The 18855-nt window shown below is 71.3% G+C and carries 18 protein-coding genes; 10 read left to right on the top strand and 8 right to left on the bottom strand.

The window, feature by feature from the left end:
- Nucleotides 1–17 precede the first annotated feature (17 nt).
- From FZ046_RS12330 to satS, 3 genes are all read left to right on the top strand, one after another.
- Nucleotides 18–314 carry a hypothetical protein gene (locus FZ046_RS12330; RefSeq protein ID WP_149484252.1) on the top strand — a complete coding sequence of 99 codons (297 nt, stop codon included), beginning with the start codon at nt 18–20 and terminating at the stop codon, nt 312–314.
- Complete coding sequence (locus tag FZ046_RS12325) at nt 314–1375, top strand: C40 family peptidase (protein ID WP_149484251.1); 1062 nt, start codon at nt 314–316, stop codon at nt 1373–1375. Before FZ046_RS12330 ends, FZ046_RS12325 begins: the two co-directional genes overlap by 1 nt.
- Nucleotides 1376–1810: 435 nt before the next feature.
- The gene (satS, locus tag FZ046_RS12320) at nt 1811–3073 is read left to right on the top strand and encodes a protein export chaperone SatS (protein WP_070352426.1); all 1263 of its coding nucleotides are present in this window, start codon (nt 1811–1813) and stop codon (nt 3071–3073) included.
- Nucleotides 3074–3091: 18 nt separating this feature from the next.
- On the opposite strand, the gene FZ046_RS12315 is transcribed toward satS, so the two are convergent.
- The 5 genes from FZ046_RS12315 to FZ046_RS12295 are packed head-to-tail and all read right to left on the bottom strand — an operon-like array spanning nt 3092 to nt 7830.
- Complete coding sequence (locus tag FZ046_RS12315; RefSeq protein WP_070352427.1) at nt 3092–3970, bottom strand: polysaccharide deacetylase family protein; 879 nt, start codon at nt 3968–3970, stop codon at nt 3092–3094.
- Nucleotides 3967–4917 (bottom strand): agmatinase, encoded by a 951-nt coding sequence (gene speB, locus FZ046_RS12310; protein ID WP_070352428.1) that lies wholly within the window; start codon nt 4915–4917, stop codon nt 3967–3969. Before speB ends, FZ046_RS12315 begins: the two co-directional genes overlap by 4 nt.
- Nucleotides 4914–5672: an SDR family NAD(P)-dependent oxidoreductase gene (locus tag FZ046_RS12305; RefSeq protein WP_070352429.1), complete on the bottom strand. Its 759-nt coding sequence runs from the start codon at nt 5670–5672 to the stop codon at nt 4914–4916. Before FZ046_RS12305 ends, speB begins: the two co-directional genes overlap by 4 nt.
- Nucleotides 5672–6355, bottom strand: a complete 684-nt coding sequence (locus FZ046_RS12300; protein WP_070352430.1) for an SDR family NAD(P)-dependent oxidoreductase — start codon at nt 6353–6355, stop codon at nt 5672–5674. The genes FZ046_RS12305 and FZ046_RS12300 overlap by 1 nt, the downstream gene beginning before the upstream one ends.
- On the bottom strand, nt 6355–7830 hold the full coding sequence (locus tag FZ046_RS12295; RefSeq protein WP_070352431.1) for an APC family permease: 1476 nt from the start codon (nt 7828–7830) through the stop codon (nt 6355–6357). Before FZ046_RS12295 ends, FZ046_RS12300 begins: the two co-directional genes overlap by 1 nt.
- Nucleotides 7831–8111: 281 nt before the next feature.
- Between FZ046_RS12295 and FZ046_RS12290 the strand changes: the two genes are divergently transcribed.
- On the top strand, nt 8112–9611 hold the full coding sequence (locus FZ046_RS12290) for a PucR family transcriptional regulator (RefSeq protein WP_070352432.1): 1500 nt from the start codon (nt 8112–8114) through the stop codon (nt 9609–9611).
- A 19-nt stretch (nt 9612–9630) separates the two neighbouring features.
- Here the strand turns inward: FZ046_RS12290 and FZ046_RS12285 are convergent, their stop codons facing one another.
- Genes FZ046_RS12285 through FZ046_RS12275 form a run of 3 tightly spaced genes read right to left on the bottom strand, consistent with a single transcriptional unit; the run spans nt 9631 to nt 12484 of the window.
- A complete protein-coding gene (locus FZ046_RS12285; RefSeq protein ID WP_070352433.1) occupies nt 9631–10719 on the bottom strand; it encodes an adenosine deaminase in 1089 nt (362 codons plus the stop codon).
- Nucleotides 10720–10763: 44 nt separating this feature from the next.
- A complete protein-coding gene (locus tag FZ046_RS12280) occupies nt 10764–12062 on the bottom strand; it encodes a thymidine phosphorylase (RefSeq protein ID WP_070352434.1) in 1299 nt (432 codons plus the stop codon).
- Nucleotides 12059–12484 carry a cytidine deaminase gene (locus FZ046_RS12275; RefSeq protein ID WP_070352476.1) on the bottom strand — a complete coding sequence of 142 codons (426 nt, stop codon included), beginning with the start codon at nt 12482–12484 and terminating at the stop codon, nt 12059–12061. The genes FZ046_RS12280 and FZ046_RS12275 overlap by 4 nt, the downstream gene beginning before the upstream one ends.
- A gap of 236 nt (nt 12485–12720) precedes the next feature.
- Between FZ046_RS12275 and sdhC the strand changes: the two genes are divergently transcribed.
- The 6 genes from sdhC to FZ046_RS12245 all read left to right on the top strand — a co-directional run bounded on the left by sdhC (nt 12721) and on the right by FZ046_RS12245 (nt 18796).
- Entirely contained in the window at nt 12721–13149 is a 429-nt protein-coding gene (gene sdhC / locus FZ046_RS12270) for a succinate dehydrogenase, cytochrome b556 subunit (protein WP_246182974.1), read from the top strand.
- A gap of 59 nt (nt 13150–13208) precedes the next feature.
- Nucleotides 13209–13625, top strand: coding sequence for a succinate dehydrogenase hydrophobic membrane anchor subunit (locus FZ046_RS12265; RefSeq protein WP_083298133.1), 417 nt, complete (start codon nt 13209–13211; stop codon nt 13623–13625).
- 10 nt (nt 13626–13635) lie between these two features.
- Nucleotides 13636–15390, top strand: a complete 1755-nt coding sequence (gene sdhA, locus FZ046_RS12260; protein WP_070352437.1) for a succinate dehydrogenase flavoprotein subunit — start codon at nt 13636–13638, stop codon at nt 15388–15390.
- 2 nt (nt 15391–15392) lie between these two features.
- A complete protein-coding gene (locus FZ046_RS12255; RefSeq protein WP_070352438.1) occupies nt 15393–16169 on the top strand; it encodes a succinate dehydrogenase iron-sulfur subunit in 777 nt (258 codons plus the stop codon).
- 240 nt (nt 16170–16409) lie between these two features.
- Nucleotides 16410–17921 (top strand): APC family permease, encoded by a 1512-nt coding sequence (locus FZ046_RS12250; RefSeq protein WP_070352439.1) that lies wholly within the window; start codon nt 16410–16412, stop codon nt 17919–17921.
- A gap of 14 nt (nt 17922–17935) precedes the next feature.
- Entirely contained in the window at nt 17936–18796 is an 861-nt protein-coding gene (locus tag FZ046_RS12245) for a universal stress protein (RefSeq protein WP_070352440.1), read from the top strand.
- Nucleotides 18797–18855: the final 59 nt, after the last annotated feature.

Raw genomic sequence — 18855 nt, 5'->3', positions numbered from 1 at the left:
GCTGCGTCCTATCCCACGTGCACGCCGACATTCCCGCGCTCCTCGGTCTCGCCGCCGCGCAGTCCGCCCACGCCGCCGACCTCGCCGCCCTGGCCCGCCGGCTCGATGACGCCCGGCCGCCGGCGGACGCCTACGGCCCGGTCGGCGCACGCTTCCTCACCGCGCTGGCCGACGCCGTCACCGCGCGTGCCCGCGACGCCGCCGGGCTCGGCCGGCGGGTGGCCGACTCCTCGGCCGCGACGTCCGGTGCCGCCGTCGCCCTCGACGCCGCCGAGCTGCGGGTCACGGGTGCCATCGGGTCGGCGGGCGCCTGATGCCCGCAGACGTGGCGGGCCTCGCCGCACCGCTCTACGAGATCCGCGAGCGGATCGGCACCGGACGGGCCGGCGTGGCCTCCGCGCTGCACGGGCTGCCGGCGCAGTTGCGTGACGTCGGGGCGGCGCTCACCCGGTCGGCCGGTGACACCTGGAGCGGCGCTGCCGCCGCCGCGGCCGACGGTTTCGCCCGCGACACGGTGGACGCCCTGCACGCGCTCGCGGGCCGCACGGACAAACTCGCCGCGAGCGCCTCGGTCGCGGCCGACGCGGTCGACCGGGCGCGGCAACGGCTCGACGCGATCATCGCGGACTTCGAGGGTCGCGCCGCGACGCTGGACGCCTCGTCGCCCGCCGCCGCGGAGGCGCTGGCGCACGAGGCGCAGCGGGCCCTCGACGAGGCGCTGGCCGTCGTCGACGATCTCGCCGCCGAACTCGACGCCGAGACCGACGCGGTCCGGACGTCCCCACCGGCCGCACCCGGGCCGGGCGGCCACGCCGCCACGCCTCCGGCCGGCGGTGGCATGCCGTTCGGCGGCGGGGCGGGCGCCCTCACCGGTACCGCTGCGCCGCTCGCCGCCGCTGCGGGCTCGCGCGGCGGTGGGGCGCCAGGCGGTCCGCGCGGCGGGCCGCCCCGGGTCACGCCGCGATCCGACGCGTTCGGCAGCGACCTCGCGGTGCGCCTGGCCGGCGGCGCGACGGGCGCGGCGCCGAACGCCGTCGCGGCCGATGCGGTGCGGCACGCCCTGACCCAGCTCGGCGTGCCCTACGACTGGGGCGGCACCACCCCCGGCGTAGGCCTGGACTGCAGTGGCCTCACGCAGTGGGCCTATCGCGAGGCGGGCCTCGACCTGCCGCGGCTGGCCCAGGAGCAGGACGTCGGGGCGTCCGTCGATCGGGCATCGCTGCGGCCCGGCGACCTCGCCGTGTGGGACGGCCACGTCGCGATGATCGTCGGCGACGGAATGATGATCGAGGCGGGCGACCCGGTGCAGCTCTCCCCCGTCCGGACCACCAATGCCGGGCAGGGTTTCCAGGGCTTCTGGCGGCCGACGGGATGAGTCCGTCGATGACGCTCCGTAGTAGCCATCACGATCGGGTAACGGCCCGCGCCGACCCGTCCGAATCGACGCCGCCGTCACGGTTCGCGCGATCCGCGCCGAGGTCGCGGTGACCGATGTCACGCTGGTTCCAGCGAACGCTTGGGTTCCTCTCAGGGTCGACTCGCACGAATCTCAGGTTTGCTGCGGACGATCAGTGGGGAACCTGGCCGTACACCGAATGCATTGGAGCGTCGTCATGGTCCTGGGCACGAATTACCGTTTCGGCGCTGGCGCCTACCTGATGCTGCTGAGCGTGGCCGGCTGGATGTCGTCGGTCAATCGCCCGCGGCCGGGTGACGCGCGGGAGCGCTGACCCACCCGCGCGATCCCCCGCCCGCACGCGGCGACGAGGACCGTGACACGTCCACGAGTGACGTCGCTACGCTGTGCGCCATGGCTGCGGAAATCGTGCCGGTTCGGCTCGGGCTGACCAAGGGCGACCTGTACACACTGTGGGCTCCGTCGTGGCGGGACGCCGATGACGAATGGCAGGGCTTCCTCGGCAAGGACGAGGACCTGTACGCCTTCTCCTCAGTCGCCGAACTGGCCGCCTTCGTCAAGACCAGCACCGACAACGACCTCACCGACCACCCGGCGTGGCCCGCTCTGACCGAGGCCACCGCGCACCGCTGCGACCCCCATGACGACCACGTGTACGACCTCGTCGACGTCCCCGAAGTGGTGGCCGCCAAGCCCACCGAGGAGTCGGTCACGACCCTGCTGCGGGCCCTGTCGATCGTCCAGTCGCTCGGCTCGGTCTGCGACCTGACGCCCGTCGCGAAGTTCTTCAACGGCAACCCGGTCCTCGGTTCCCTCGGCGGCGGGCTGGAGGCCTTCGCCGGCCGGCCCGGGCGCAAGCGGTGGAGCGAGATCGAAACCGTCATCGGCCGCAACTGGGACGGCGTCCTGGACTCCATCGACGAGATCGTCACCGTTCCGGACGTCGACGCGGCGGCCGTGGAGAAGGCCGAGGCCGAAATGGCCGAGCCGGCACCCAAGCCCGAGGAGACCGACGAGCCGGTGATCGACGACGTCGCCGGAACCGACGGCGAGGACACCGACGAGGAGGACGCCCTCGCCGCGCACGCCGAGCATCAGCTGCTCGGCGACGACGAGGACTTCTGGACCCGCGTCGGCATCGACCCGATCCGCATCATGACCAGCAGCGGCACCTACTACACGCTGCGCTGCTACGTCGGCGACGAGCCGCGCTTCCTCGGCCGCAACGGCCGCATCAGCGTGTTCGGCTCGGAGCGCGCCCTGGCCCGCTACCTCGCCGACGAGCACGAGAGCGACCTGTCGAGCTTCGACACCTACGACGACATCCGCACCGCGGCCATCGACGGCTCGTTGCGCATCGACGTCACCGAGGACAACGTGTACGTCCTGAGCGGTCTCGCCGACGACCTCGCCGACGGACCGGACGCGGTCGACCGCGAACAGCTCGAGCTGGTGGTCGAACTGCTGCGCGACGTCAGCGACTATGCCGAGGACACCTCGGTGGATGCGGCGCTCGACGGCGACCAGCCGCTCGGCCGGCTCGTCGGGTACGTGCTAGAGCCCAGCGGCGCGGAGCCGTCGGGCCCGCACGCCAAGGCCGTCGCGCAGTGGGAGAAGCTCGAGGCGTTCGTCGAGTCGCGACTGCGCACCGAGTAACGCCGCGGAGCACCCGGGCTAGAAGTCGCCCGGGTCCGGCCGCACCACCGACCGTGGCGGCAGACCGAGGCCGCGGACGTGCTCGGCGATCGCGCCGAGGTGCGTCACCCAGGTGTCGTCGAGCGAGCACGCATACTCGATGAGCCCTTCGAGCGCCGTCGCCCGCGACGGGCGCCCGGACAGGAACGGGTGGTTGGTCAGCACGAAGCAGCCGCCGACCGAGCGCAGCCCGTCGAACTCGAGCCGCCACATCTCGGCGACCTTGACCGGACTCTCGATCAACCCCGTCCCGCTGAAGTCCGGCACGAAGCAGTACTGCTCCCAGTCGTCGAGCGCCCACTGGATGGGGATCTCGACGAGCGACGCGTCGCCCGCCGGCCCGACCGCCAGCTCGTAGGGGTGGTCGGCGTCCATGAGCGAGCTGTCGTAGGTGAACCCGCGCTCGTGCAGCAGCATCGGCGAATGCCAGTTCAGCTCCCACATCGGGGCCCGGTACCCGACCGGGCGCACGCCGGTGACCCGTTCGAGGACCTCCAGCCCGCGGTCGAGGATCGCGGCCTCCTGCGTCGCCGACAACCCGGCCATCGCCTCGTGCAGGTAGCCGTGGTGGGCGATCTCGTGGCCTTCGCCGGCGATGCGGCGGATGACGTCGGGGTAGCGCAGCGCCGTGTAGCCCGGCACGAAGAACGTCGCGGTGATCGCGTGCCGGGCCAGGATGTCGAGGATGCGCGGCACGCCCACCAGGGGGCCGTAGGCCTGGTGGCTGATCGCCGACATGCGGTCGGCGTGGGCGTGGTCGACGGCGAGCATCGCCGACTCCGCATCGACGTCGAAACTGAACGACGCCGCGCAGCGCTTGCCTGCCGGCCACGCGACGGGCGTCGCGGGCGCGGTCATCGGGCGGCCCCCCGCGCCAGCAGGGACACGAACTCGTAGACGAGGTTGGCTGCGGCGACGCCGGTGATCTCGGCGTGGTCGTAGGCCGGTGACACCTCGACGACGTCCGCGCCGACCAGGTTGGTCCCATCCAGCCCGCGGAGGATCGCGAGCAGCTCCCGGCTCGTCATCCCGCCGGCTTCCGGGGTTCCGGTCGCGGGCGCGTGCGCGGGATCGAGGACGTCGATGTCGACCGACACGTACAGCGGCCGGTCCCCCACCTGTGCGCGCAGCCGTTCGATGACCGCGTCGGTGCTGGTGCGCTCGAACTCGGCGCAGTGCACGACCGTGAAGCCCATGCCCGCATCGTCGTCGAGATCGGCGGGCGAGTACAGCGATCCGCGGATGCCGACGTGCGCACTGTGACCCGGGACGAACAGCCCCTCCTCCGCCGCGCGCCGGAACGGGGTGCCGTGCGTGACGGGGGTGTCGAAGTACGTGTCCCAGGTGTCGAGGTGGGCGTCGAAGTGCAGCAGTGCCACCGGACCGTAGCGGCGCCGGTGCGCCCGCAGCAGCGGGTAGGCGATGGTGTGGTCGCCGCCCATCGTCACCAGCTTCGCCCCGGCGTCGATGAGTTCGGTTGCCTGCGCGTCGATTTGGTCGACGGCCACGCCGATGTCGAACGGGTTGGCCACCATGTCGCCCGCGTCCACGACCTGCTGATGCGCGAACGGTGACACCCGCAGTTCCGGGTTGTACGGGCGCAGCAGCCGCGACGCCTGCCGGATGTGCGACGGCCCGAACCGCGCCCCCGGCCGGTAGGTGACCCCGGTGTCGAAGGGGATGCCGACGACCGCGACGTCGCAGCGCGGCACGTCCTCGCGCCGCGGCAGCCGGGCGAAGGTGGTGAGCCCCGCATAGCGCGGCACCTCCTGGCCGTCGACCTGCCCGACGATCGCGTCACTCATACCCGGCACCGTGTCGAACCTCCGTTGATCTGCAGTGTCTGACCCACCAGTGCGCCGACGTCGTTGCGCGCGAGAAGCGCTGCGGCGGCGGCGACCTCCTCCGGGCGACCGATGCGGCCGGCCGGGATGTCTCGCGCGTAGCGGCGCCGGATCTCCTCCAGCGTGGTTCCGGCGGCATCGGCATCGACCCGAAGCTGCGGGGTGTCGACGACACCGGGGGCGATCGCGTTGACGGTGACGTGCTCGCGCGCCAGTTCGCGCCCGAGGGTCTTCGTCAGCGCGATCAGGCCGGCCTTCGACGCCGCGTACGCCGTCGCACCGGGCCAGCCGGTGACGCCCCACTCCGAGGCGATCACGACGACGTTGCCGCCTCCGACGCGGCGCATGCCCGGCAGCAGGGCCTGGATCAGCAGGAACGTCGCGACGAGGTTGGTGTCGACCACGCGCCACCAGTCGTCCTCGTCGTCGGCCACCATCGGCGCCATCGTCATGTAGGCCGCGTTGCAGACCAGCACGTCGACGGGCCCACCGGTGCGCTCCTCGTCGGCGAGTGCCGCGACCACGGCGGGGTCGCACAGGTCGCCACCCACCGCGCGGCCGCCGACCGCGGCGGCCACCTCGGCGAGCGCCTCGCCGTCGGCGACGTCGTTGACGACCACCGCGGCGCCGTCGGCGGCGAGCCGCCGGGCGATCGCCGCCCCGATGCCCTGTGCGGCACCGGTGACCAGCGCGCGCCTGCCGTGCAGCGGACCCATCAGATCACCGCCCCGCCGTTGGGCGAGATGACTTCTCCGGTGCAGTAGGCGGCGTCGGCGTCGAGCAGGAAGCTCACCACGCGGGCGATCTCGTCGGGCCGGGTGAGGCGCCGGTTCGGCAGGGTCGCGAGGTATTCCGGTGCGCGCCAGGGCGAGTCGGCCGCCAGCATCGGCGTGTCGGTCGGGCCGGGCGCCACGGCGTTGACGCGTACGCCGCGCCCGGCCACCTCGGCGGCGAGGCTGCGGACCAGCCCGATGACCGCACCCTTGGCCGCCGCGTAGTGCGCGTCGCCGTCGCCGCCACCGATCGCGAGTTCCGACGTCACCGCGACCACGGCACCGGTGCCACGTTCCAGCATCGACGGCAGCGCGCACCGGGCGGTGTTGCGCAGTCCGCCGAGGTGGACGCGGACCATCCGGCGCAGGGCCTCGGCGGAGATCTCGGACACCGGCGTCATGTCGTAGTGCCCGGCCGCCGAGACCACCGCGTCGACGCGGCCGGCGTCGGCGACGATCCGGTCGAACGCCGCCCGCACCGCAGCGGGGTCGGAGACGTCGGCCACGTAGTCGGCCTGCTCGGCGAGGTCGACGCCCGCGACGGTCCAGCCCTCGGCGCGCAGCAGCTCCGCGACGGCGCTGCCGATGCCCGAGGCTGCGCCGGTCACCACGACGGTGCCCGCCATCAACGCTCCGGCAGCGCGACGTCGGCGGGGTGCGCGTCCTCGGCCGCGAGGCGCTCGCCGATGGGCGCGGTGATGTTGCGCCGCACCGTCAGGTAGATGACGGCCCCGACGACGGCGAGCACCACGGTGGTCAGCACGCTCGCCCAGTTGATGTACCAGGGCTGTCCGGGCTGGGTCCGCGGCCAGGCGACGTTGACCGTCTCGAACACGATCCACAGCGACGCCACGTAGGTGACGGGCGCGCCCCAGCGGCCGAGCGTGAACGGCCCAGGCTTCCATTTTCCGGTGAGCCGCGCGATCGCCGCGCCGATCACGGGGACGCCGAAGGCGATGTAGAACCCGATGATGTTGAAGTTCACCAGCACGTTGTAGAACTCGCTGCCCGCCAGCAGGATGAAGACGATCGCGACCAGGGCGGTGAGGCCGATGGCGTTGACCGGCAGGCGTTCCGGGCCGGCGAGGCCGCCGAGCAGCGTGGAGCCCGGCAGGCTGCGGTCGCGCGCCGCACCCCAGATGCACCGCGAGACGGCGGCCTGCACGGCCAGGAAGCTGGAGATGAAACCGATGACGAACATCGCCAGCAGCGGCTTGGTGATGCCGGCACCGAGGTGCACCGTGAGCGTCTCGGCGACGACGTCACCGGTCTGGGCGGCCACCACCTCGTCGAGGTTCGGGATGGCGAGGATCAGCGCCGCGCTGGAGAACATCACGACGATCCCGACGAGCAGCAGCCCGAGGATGATCGCCTTGGGGACGTTGCGCTCCGGGTCCTCGACCTCCTCGGCCACCGATCCGGCGGCCTCGAAGCCGAGGAACGACCACCCGACGAAGGCGATGGCCAGCAGCATCGGGCCGGACGTCCACGACGCCGCGTCGGGGATGCCGGCGTTGGAGAACAGCGCCGAGAACGGGTTCTCCCGGTAGAACGCCAGCAGCACGATGCCCAGGCCGACCGAACCGATGATCTCGCAGGTGATGCTGGCGACGACCATGATCTTTAGCACGCGCCGGCCCACCATGTTGACCACGGTGCCGAGCGCGATGATGAGGATGGCCACGCTGGCGGTCTGCCACCGCGACGGCTCGACGACGCCGAAGATCTGCAGCAGGAACCCGCTCGCGGCGTAGGACAGCGTGCCCAACGCGATCGTCAGTCCCCACATGTACGCCCACGCGGCCACCCAGCCCGCGGTGGTTCCGCGGACGTGACGCGACCACTGGTACACGCTGCCCGCGTACGGCCAGCGCGACGCCAGCTCGCCGAACACCGCCGCGACGAGCAGCTGGCCGAGCAGCACGATCGGGAAGGCCCAGAAGAACTTCGGTCCGGCCGCGAACAATCCGAGCGTGAAGATCGCGTAGACCGCCGCGATGGGTGACACGTCGGCGAACGCCAGCGACAGTGCCGACCGGAACGTGAAGCCGCGGGACAGGCGCGGCGGCGCATCCGGTACGGCGGCGGGGGGATCGGTCATCGCTGCTCCTTCGGCTGCATCTGCACGGGACATCGTCCGGGACGTCGTATGGAAGGGACTCTGAGCGCCCGCCGACCGAAAGGGAACTGGCCGATGGTGCGAATTGTGCGCCGCGGTATGGACGATCGTCTAGATTTCTCCGGTGACAGCGCGCGCCGGATGACGTCCGCGCCGGGCCGGGCGCCGGTGCTGCCGCTGCTGAACTGGGCGTTCGCCGACGGCGTCCGCACCGCTGCCACGTGTTGCGCCCAGGTGACGATCCGACGACGAGGAGGTGCGCGGTGGTCTACCGTCTCGCCGACCTGGTCGATACGCCGCATCTGCGACTCGAGGTGCGCGCGGGCGGCGCGGGACTCGACCGGCCCGTGTCCTGGGCGCAGACCTCCGACCTGGAGGAGCCGTGGTCCTGGCTGGCCGGCGGTGAGCTGCTGATGAAGAACGGGCAGACGCTGCCGGAGTCGGCGCGCGGGCAGAGCGCGCTGATCCGCGGGCTGGCCGAGAAGGGCATCTGCGGCGTGGTCATCGGGCTGGACGCCGCGACCCCCGACCTGACCGCCACTGCCGTCGCCCTCGCCGAACGCCTCGCCTTCCCGGTGCTGACGGCGCCGTACTCGGTGGGGTTCGCGGCGATCGGCCGTGCCGTCGCCGCCGGCGCCGGGGCGGACGACACCCGCCGCATCGCGGTGACCGAGCGCGTCTACCAGGTGATCCGGCAGTCGGTCGGCGGCACGGGCGCAGGCGACGCGCTCGGTCAGCTGGGCCGCGACGTCGACTGCCGGCTCGCGGTGCTCGACGCCGCCACCGGGGAGTCCGTGCTGGAAGCGTCGGCGCAAATCCCCGGGGCGCTGCGCGCGGCGTTGACCGACGAGATCGCGGGACGGCGCGGTGCGGTGCCCGGCGTCCTGCACGTCGCCGCCGACGACACCCGCGCGCTCGCCGTCGAGGTTCCCGACGAGGAGCCGACGGTGTTGCTGGCGTACGACTTTCGGGCAACGCCGCCGGACGTCGTGCAGCTGCAGCACCTCGCCTCGGCGGTCGCCGTGCTGCTCGCGCAGCAGAACGTCCGTCGCGAGCACGACCGCCGCATCGGTGCCGAACTGCTCGCCTCACTGTGCGACGGCCGGCTCACCGGTCCCGACGCGCGCCGGGCGCTCGCCGACCGCGACCTGCCACCGGCGTCCTGCGTGCTGGTGGCCGCGGCCGGCGCGTCGCCCGCCGCGGAGCGTCATCTGCACGTCAGCCTGGGCCGCCGGCAGGTGGCGCATCTGCTGCTGCGCCGCGGCTCGGTGCTGTACGCGCTCATCCCGTGCGGCGACGGGCCGCTGGCCGCGCTGCGCCACCGACTCGGGACGTCCGCCGCCATCGGGGTCAGCGACGTCCTGGACCATCCACGCCGCGGTCCCGCGGCCGCGCGCGAGGCGGGCTGGGCGATGCGCGCCGCCGAGAGCGTCCCGGACCGCACCGCGCGCTACGCCGACGTCACGATGCTGTCGATGCTCCGCGACACCGACGAGGCGCAGGTGGTGGTCGACCGGGTGCTGGGCCGGCTGCTGGCCTACGACGCCGCGCGCTCCAGCGACATGGTCCGCACGCTGGATGCCTACCTGCGCTGTGACCGGTCCTGGCTGCGCACGGCCGAGGCGCTCGGCGTGCACCGGCAGACCGTCGTCTACCGGATCGGGCGGATCGAGGAGATCACCGGCCGCCGCATCACCGACAGCGCCGCCATCGCGGAGTTCTGGCTCGCGTTGCGGGCACGCGACCTGCTGGCGCCGCGCTGACGGCGGGCGGTGCGTCGGTTCAGCCGACCAGCACGGCGTAGCGCGGCTTGATGACGTCGTCGATGATCGACAGCCGCTGGTCGAACGGGATGAAGGCCGACTTCATCGCGTTGATCGTGAACCGCTGCAGGTCGCTCCACCCGTAGCCGAAGGCGTTCACCAGGTGCAGCATCTCGTGGCTCATCGTGGTGTCGCTCATCAGGCGGTTGTCGGTGTTCACCGTGACGCGGAACCGCAGCCGGGCCAGAAGGTCGAAGGGGTGGCCCTCGATGCTGGGCGCCGCGCCGGTCTGCACGTTGCTGCTCGGGCACATCTCCAGCGGAATCCGCTTGTCCCGCAACAGCGATGCCAGCCGGCCCAGTTCGACCGAGCCGTCCGGCGCGCGGTGGACGTCGTCGACGATGCGCACGCCGTGGCCCAGCCGGTCGGCGCCGCAGAAGGCGATCGCCTCGTGGATCGACGGCAGACCGAAGGCCTCGCCGGCGTGGATGGTGAAGCGCGCGTTGTTGCCGCGCATGTACTCGAAGGCGTCGAGGTGCCGCGTGGGCGGGTAACCCGCCTCGGCGCCGGCGATGTCGAAGCCGACGACTCCCCGATCCCGGAAGCGGACGGCCAGCTCGGCGATCTCACGGGAGCGCGCGGCGTGCCGCATCGCGGTCACCAGGCAGCGCACCACGATCGGCCTGCCGTCGGCGGCCGCGGAAGCCTCCCCGTCGGCGAACCCGGCCAGCACGGCGTCGACGACGGCGTCCAGCGACAGCCCACCGTCGATGTGCAGTTCGGGCGCGAAGCGGACCTCGGCGTACACCACCGAGTCGGCGGCCAGGTCCTCGGCGCACTCGCGCGCCACGCGGTGCAGCGCCTCCGGGGTCTGCATGACCGCCACGGTGTGCGCGAAGGGCTCCAGGTAGCGGACCAGCGACCCGCTGTGGGCCTGCGTCTTGAACCAGGTCGCGAGCGCCTCGACGTCGGTGGCGGGCAGCTCGTCGTACCCGGTCTCGGCCGCGAGGTCGAGGACGGTGCCGGGGCGCAGGCCGCCGTCGAGGTGATCGTGCAGCAGCGCCTTGGGCGCCTTGCGGATGGACTCCAGGGTCAACGGTGTGGTCACGGATGCCTGCCTTTCACCTGTTCTGCGTCTCAGCGAATCTCGTCTCAGCGGATCTCGTCGAGGACCAGTGGTCCGACGTCGGGTGCGCGGTCGACCACCGACCAGCCGCCGTCCAGTTCGGCGATCGCGCCGGCCATGCGCTCGGGGGTGTCGGTGGCCAGGGTGAACAGCGGCTCGCCCGCCGCGACCGGTTCGCCCGGGCGGCGGTGCATGGTGAGCCCGGCCCCGAACTGCACCTGTTCGCCCGGCGCCGAGCGGCCCGCCCCGAGCCGCCAGACCGCCAGACCCACCGCCATCGCGTCGATGTCCCCCATCGTGCCACCGCGCGGCGCCGTGATGGTCTCGACGTGCGCTGCCGTCGGCAGCGGTCGGGTGAGGTCGCCGCCCTGGGCGGCGACCAGGCTGCGGAAGGCGTCCATGGCGCGCCCGTCGGCCAGCGTGTCGGCCGGGTCGACCCCGTCCACGCCGGCGGCCTCGAGCATGGCGCGGGCCAGCGCGAGGGTCAGCTCGACGACGTCGTCCGGCCCACCGCCGGCGAGGACGTCGAGCGACTCGGCGACCTCCACGGCGTTGCCGACCGCCCGGCCCAGCGGACGGTCCATGTCGGTCAGCAGCGCCACGGTCGGGACGCCGTAGTCGTTGCCGAGGTCGACCATCGTGCGCGCCAGCCGACGCGCCTCGTCCTCGGTCGGGAGGAACGCGCCGCGACCCACCTTGGTGTCGAGCACCAGGGCCCGCGCCCCCTCGGCGAGCTTCTTGCTCATCACCGAACTCGCGATCAGCGGCAGCGACTCGGTGGTGCCGGTGACGTCGCGCAGCGCGTAGATCTTGCGGTCGGCCGGCGCGAGGTCACCTGCGGCGAACACCGCCGCGCCGATGTCCTGAAGCTGTTGCCGGATGCGGTCTTTCGACAGCTCGGCGGTGAAGCCCGGGATGGCCTCCAGCTTGTCGAGCGTGCCGCCGGTGTGTCCGAGGCCGCGTCCGGCCGCCTGCGGGACCGCCGCCCCGCACGCCATGACGACCGGCACCAGCGGAATGGTGATCTTGTCGCCCACCCCGCCGGTGGAGTGCTTGTCGACCAGCCGCAGCGGTCTGCCGTCGCGGCGTAGGTCGGTGAAGTCGAATCGCACGCCGGAGCCGATCATCGCGGCGGTCCAGCGGGTGATCTCCGCGCCGGTCATGCCGCGCAGGAAGATCGCCATCAGCAGCGCCGACATCTGTGCGTCGTGCACGCGGCCGTGGGTGTAGCCGTCGATCACCCAGTCGATCGCCGCGTCGGACAGCACCCCGCCGTCGCGCTTCGTGCGGATAACCGAGGGAGCGTCGAATGTGAACTGGGTCACTGCGTTCCGGCCCCGGGTGCGCGGGCGAGGTCGTCCGGACCGAACGCGTCGGGCAGCAGCTCGCGCAGCGGTCGCGGCCCTGCCGGATGGTCGATTAGCAGGTCCGGCCCGCCGTGCTCGAGCAGCAGTTGCCGGCAGCGTCCGCAGGGCATCAGCGGGGCCCCGTCGGCGGCCACGCACGCCAGGCCCAGCAGCCGTCCGCCGCCGGTGGAATGCAGCGCGGAGACCACCGCGCACTCGGCGCACAGACCCAAACCGTATGAGACATTCTCCACATTGCATCCGGCGACGACGTTCCCCCCATCGGTGAACGCCGCGGCACCCACCGGGTAGCCGGAGTACGGGGCGTAGGCGTACCTGGCTACCTCGATTGCCTTGCGCCGCAACAGTTCCCAGTCGATGGCGGCCGCCGCGTCAGCCATCGCGGCCACAGTCTGAATGGATTCCGAAATACTGCTCCACACGCGCCGTCAGCAACGTAGGCATACCTAACTTTCGCCTGCTCGGGACTACCGGGGCTACCACGCTAGTTCTTCGAGCGCGACCTTTGGGATTAGAGTCGTTCTCAGGTTCGTCAGCAGCAGTTTCGCAGCCGTGAGCAGCCATCGGCCGCGTGCGACGCGGTGAACATCCACCGATGGCGTTGGAGGTCCTTTCAGTGAGTACAGCGACAGCCGCGGATTCGGCCGTCCCCGCCCCGCGCTCGTCCCCACCGCGCCGCCGCACGCTCTACCGCGGCGATCCCGCCATGTGGTCGTGGGTCCTGCACCGCATCTCCGGCGCCACGATCTTCTTCTTCCTGTTCGTGCACGTCCTCGACACCGCGCTGGTGCGGGTAAGCCCCGAGGCGTTCAACACGATCATGGACACGTACAAGACGCCGGTGATCGGCCTCATGGAGATGGGGTTGGTCGCGGCGGTCCTGTACCACGCCCTCAACGGCATCCGGATCATCCTCATCGACTTCTGGAAGGACGGTCCGCGGTATCAGCGTCAGATGCTCTGGGTCGTCGCCGGAGTCTTCATCGTCGTCCTGATCGCGTCGCTCGGCGTGATCGGCATGCACATGGCGGAGCGTTTCCTGTGAGCCCCAGCGTCGAGAATGCCTACGACCACCTGAGTGAGCGCGGCGGTCCCGCCCCGGTCATGCAGCGCACCTTCGACCGACCCGCCGGCCTGGACAATCCGCGTGCGCCGCGGCGCCGCTCGGCGATGCCGAACTTCGAGAAGTACGCCTGGCTGTTCATGCGGTTCTCCGGCCTGGTGCTGGTGTTCCTCGCGCTGGGCCACCTCTTCATCGGCCTGATGTGGGACGGCGGCGTGTACCGCATCGACTTCAACTACGTAGCACAGCGCTGGGCGTCGCCGTTCTGGCAGACCTGGGACCTGCTGCTGCTGTGGCTCGCGCAGTTGCACGGCGCCAACGGCCTGCGGACGATCATCGCCGACTACACGCGCAAGGACTCGACCAAGTTCTGGCTGAACCTGCTGCTCGCGCTGACGACGGTCTTCACGCTGGTGCTCGGCACCTACGTGCTCGTGACCTTCGACGCCAACATCTAAGGAGCTCTTCGTGATCATCGAGCACCGCTACGACGTCGTCATCGTCGGCGCCGGAGGCGCGGGCATGCGCGCCGCCGTCGAGGCCGGTCCCCACGCCCGCACGGCCGTGCTGACCAAGCTCTACCCGACGCGCAGCCACACCGGCGCCGCGCAGGGCGGCATGTGCGCCGCACTGGCCAACGTCGAGGAAGACAACTGGGAGTGGCACACCTTCGACACCGTCAAGGGCGGCGACTACCTCGCCGACCAGGACGCCGTGGAGATCATGTGCCGCGAGGCCATCGACGCGGTCTACGACCTCGAGAAGATGGGGATGCCGTTCAACCGCACCCCCGAGGGCCGGATCGACCAGCGCCGCTTCGGCGGTCACACCCGTGATCACGGCAAGGCGCCCGTCCGCCGCGCCTGCTACGCCGCGGACCGCACGGGCCACATGATCCTGCAGACGCTCTACCAAAACTGCGTCAAGCACGACGTCGAGTTCTTCAACGAGTTCTACGCGCTCGACCTCGTCCTCACCGACACCCCCGGCGGCCCGGTCGCCACCGGCATCGTGGCCTATGAGCTGTCCAGCGGCGACATCCACGTCTTCCACGCCAAGGCGATCGTGTTCGCCACCGGCGGCTCGGGCCGGATGTACAAGACCACCTCCAACGCGCACACCCTCACCGGCGACGGTCTGGGCATCGTGTTCCGCAAGGGACTTCCGTTGGAGGACATGGAGTTCCACCAGTTCCATCCGACGGGCCTGGCCGGTCTCGGCATCCTGATCTCCGAGGCCGTCCGCGGCGAGGGCGGCCGGCTGCTCAACGCCGACGGCGAGCGCTTCATGGAGCGCTACGCCCCCACCATCGTCGACCTCGCGCCGCGCGACATCGTCGCCCGCTCGATGGTGCTGGAGGTGCTCGAGGGCCGCGGCGCCGGTCCCAACAAGGACTACGTCTACATCGACGTGCGCCACCTCGGCGAGGACGTGCTCGAGCAGAAGCTCCCCGACATCACCGAGTTCGCCCGCACCTACCTCGGCGTCGACCCCGTCACCGAACTCGTGCCGGTGTACCCGACGTGCCACTACGTCATGGGCGGCATCCCGACCACGGTGCACGGCCAGGTGCTGCGCGACAACAACTCCGTGGTGCCGGGCCTCTACGCCGCCGGCGAGTGCGCGTGCGTGTCGGTGCACGGCTCCAACCGCCTGGGCACCAACTCGCTGCTGGACATCAACGTGTTCGGCCGCCGCGCCGGCATCGCCGCCGCGGAGTACGCGCTGGGCCACGACTTCGTCGACATGCCGGAGAACCCGGCGGGCATGGTCACCGAGTGGGTGGGTGACGTGCTGAGCGAGCACGGCAACGAGCGCGTCGCCGACATCCGCGGCGCCCTGCAGCAGTCGATGGACAACAACGCCGCGGTGTTCCGCACCGAGGAGACGCTGAAGCAGGCGCTCACCGACATCCACGCCCTCAAGGAGCGGTACGCCCGGATCACGGTGCAGGACAAGGGCAAGCGCTACAACAGCGACCTGCTCGAGGCCATCGAGCTGGGCTTCCTGCTCGAGCTGGCCGAGGTCACCGTCGTCGGCGCGTTGAACCGCAAGGAGTCCCGCGGCGGACACGCGCGCGAGGACTACCCCAACCGCGACGACACCAACTACATGCGGCACACCATGGCCTACAAGCAGGGCACCGACCTGCTGAGCGACATCCGGCTGGACTACAAGCCGGTGGTGCAGACCCGCTACGAGCCGATGGAACGGAAGTACTGACGATGAGCGCGCCCGCGATCGAGAAGGACGAAGCGACCACCCCGCCGGTGCCCGACGGCGCCGTCATGGTGACGTTGAAGATCGCCCGCTTCAACCCCGACGATCCCGACGGTGCGGGCTTCCAGAGCTTCCGCGTGCCGTGCCTGCCGACCGACCGGCTGCTCAACCTGCTGCACTACGCCAAGTGGTACCTCGACGGCACGCTGACGTTCCGGCGCTCCTGCGCCCATGGCGTCTGCGGCAGCGACGCCATGCGGATCAACGGCGTCAACCGGCTGGCGTGCAAGGTGCTGATGCGCGACCTGTTGCCGAAGAAGCCGGGCAAGCAGCTCACCATCACGATCGAGCCGATCCGCGGCCTGCCGGTGGAGAAGGACCTCGTCGTCGACATGGAGCCCTTCTTCGACGCCTACCGCGCCGTGAAGCCGTTCCTCATCACGAGCGGCAACCAGCCCACTCGCGAGCGCATCCAGAGTCAGACCGACCGCGCCCGCTACGACGACACCACCAAGTGCATCCTGTGCGCCTGCTGCACCACCAGCTGCCCGGTGTACTGGAACGAGGGGTCCTACTTCGGGCCCGCGGCGATCGTCAACGCGCACCGGTTCATCTTCGACAGCCGCGACGAGGCCGCCGCCGAGCGCCTCGACATCCTCAACGAGGTGGACGGCGTGTGGCGGTGCCGCACCACGTTCAACTGCACCGAGGCGTGCCCCCGCGGCATCCAGGTCACCAAGGCGATCCAGGAGGTCAAGCGCGCACTGATGTTCGCGCGCTGACGCGTCACGTTCCTCTCGGCCACCTCGTCCGAGAGGACACGACCCCACGCATCGCAGCCTGTCCCCCGCCGCCCCCACCGCGGCCTGCTGCTGGCGGGCGCCGTGTGCGAGGGCGTGCTCGACCGGGCGACGACGTAGGTGGCGGTCGACCACGACGGAATCCGTCGTATCGCCGCCGCTAGAAGATCAAATCCGTGCTATCGGCCCGCCAGAACCGGTCAAACCGTATATTCGACGACCATGGCCATCGCGGATCCGCCCACGACCGGAGCCACCAACGGCAAGGGCCTGCAGGCCGGGGCCCTCGGCCTCGTCGGCAACGTCGTCATCGGCCTGGCCGCCGTCGCCCCGGCGTACAGCCTCGCCGCGACACTGGGCTACGTGGTCCTCGCGGTCGGCGAAAAGGCGCCCGCCATGTTCGTCCTCGCGTTCATCCCCATGCTGCTGGTGGCGTTCGCCTACAAGGAGCTGTCCCAGGACACACCGGACTGCGGCACCACCTTCACCTGGGGCACCAAGGCGTTCGGACCGTGGATCGGCTGGATCGGCGGGTGGGGCCTGGCCGTGTCGGCGATCATCGTGCTGGCCAACGTCGCCGAGGTCGCCGCGATCTACCTGTTCCAGTTCCTCGGCCAGGACGGGCTCGCAGAGAACCTGTGGGCGAAGGTGGCACTCGGCTCGTTCTTCATCGTCGCGATGACACTGGTGAGCGCCCGCGGCGTCGTGGTCTCCGAGCGCATCCAGAACGTGCTGATCGCCATCCAGTTCGGCGTCCTGATCGTCGTCAGCGTCATCGCGCTGGTCCGCGTCGTCGCCGGGAACGCCGGCGCTCAGGCCGTCTCGCCGTCGCTCTCCTGGCTGTGGCCCAGCGGGCTCGACGCCTCGTCGATCGCGGCCGCGATCATTCTGTGCATCTTCATCTACTGGGGCTGGGACGCCTGCCTGGCCGTCGGCGAGGAGACCAAGGATCCCGGCCGCACGCCCGGCATCGCGGCGGTCATCACCACGCTGATCCTGGTGTGCACCTACGTGCTGGTCGCCTACGCGGTGCAGTCCTTCGCCGGCTTCGGCGAGGTCGGCATCGGGCTGAACAACCCGAACAACACCGACGACGTGCTGACCGTCCTCGGCGAGCCGGTCGCCGGCACCATCGCCGCGTCGCTGCTCCTGCTGACGGTGTCGGTGTCGGCGCTGTCCTCGACGCAGACCACCATCCTGCCCACCGCGCGCGGCACGCTGTCGATGGCGGTGTACGAGGCGCTGCCCCGCCGGTTCGCCAGCGTGCACCCGCGCTACATGACCCCGGCGTTCGGGACGATCGTCATGGGTCTCTCGGCGCTGTTCTTCTACCTGCTGCTGACGTTCCTCAGCGAGAACGCCCTCGCCGACTCGGTGGCCTCGCTCGGCCTCGCGGTGGCGTTCTACTACGGCATCACGGCGTACGCATGCGTCTGGTACTTCCGGCGCACGCTGCTCACCTCCGCGCGAAACCTGTTCCTTCGCGGCATCTTCCCGCTCCTCGGTGCGCTGGCGATGACGTGGGCCTTCGTGCAGAGCGCCATCGACATGATCAAGCCGGACTACGGCTTCACCGCCTTCGGACCGTTCGGCGGCGTCTTCGTCCTCGGCGTCGGCATGCTGGTGCTCGGCGTCCCGCTGATGCTCGCGTGCTTCGCCTTCGGGACCAAGCGCTTCTTCCGCGGCGAGACGCTGACGGCGTCGACCGAGGTCAAGGTCCCGGACACCTACTGATCGGACGACGAGACATGCATCTGACCGTTGGCTACCTCGCCACCCCCACCGGGGACGACGGCGTCGCGCTGGCGAGCGCGCTGGCCCGCACGTTCGACGCCGCCGTGCACGTGGTGCTGGTGGTCCGTGAGGAACTCCCCGACGGCCACCCCGGGCGCGCCGAGTACCAGCGACTGCTCGTCGAACGGGGTGAGCAGTGGGTGGGCGCCGCGCTGGCCGCACTGTCCGCCGACGGGGTGTCGGCCGACGCCGAGGTGGTGGTCGGCGACTCCTTCGCCGAGTCGCTGATCGGGTTCGCCGAACAGCACGACTCCGACCTCATCGTGGTCGGCGGGGCGCGCGACGGCTTCTTCGGTCACCACACCGTCGGCCCGGTGACCGGGGCGCTGCTGCACTCGTCGCCGATCCCGGTGGCGCTCGCGCCGCGCGGCTACGCCGAGGACCCCGACGACGCCGTCACCGCCGTCACCGCCGCGGTGCCCACCAAGGCCGGTGACGACAACCCGCTGCCGTTCGCGCTGACGCTCGCCAGCGCCGCCGGGTTGCCGATCCGGATGCTGTCGCTGGTGTCGGCGGAGAACCTCGCCGAGGCCGGCAGCGCGCGGGAGGTGCGCCGGCTGCAGGTGACCGCCGCCGAGGAGAACCTCGCCGTGGCCGCCCGGGCGCTGCCCGACGCCCCCGACATCGAGTCCCTCGTCGCCGACGGCATGACGCTGGAATCCGCACTGAAGAAACTCACGTGGGATGACGGCGCGCTGCTGGTGGTGGGATCCAGCCGATTCGCCGCGCCGCGGCGGATCTTCCTCGGCTCGACCGCCGCCCGCATCCTCGCGGGCGTCGACGTGCCGGTGATCGTCGTGCCGCGCGCCGAGTGACGGACGCGGTAGACAGGACGGACGGGCGCAGCGGCGCGCCGGTCCACACGAGATGAGGA

Origin of the sequence: Mycolicibacterium grossiae (genome assembly GCF_008329645.1) — a bacterium.
In the GTDB taxonomy this organism is placed as follows: Bacteria; Actinomycetota; Actinomycetes; order Mycobacteriales; family Mycobacteriaceae; genus Mycobacterium; species Mycobacterium grossiae.
Note: the sequence above shows the minus strand (reverse complement) of the source record. Positions and strands in the feature narration are given on the sequence as shown.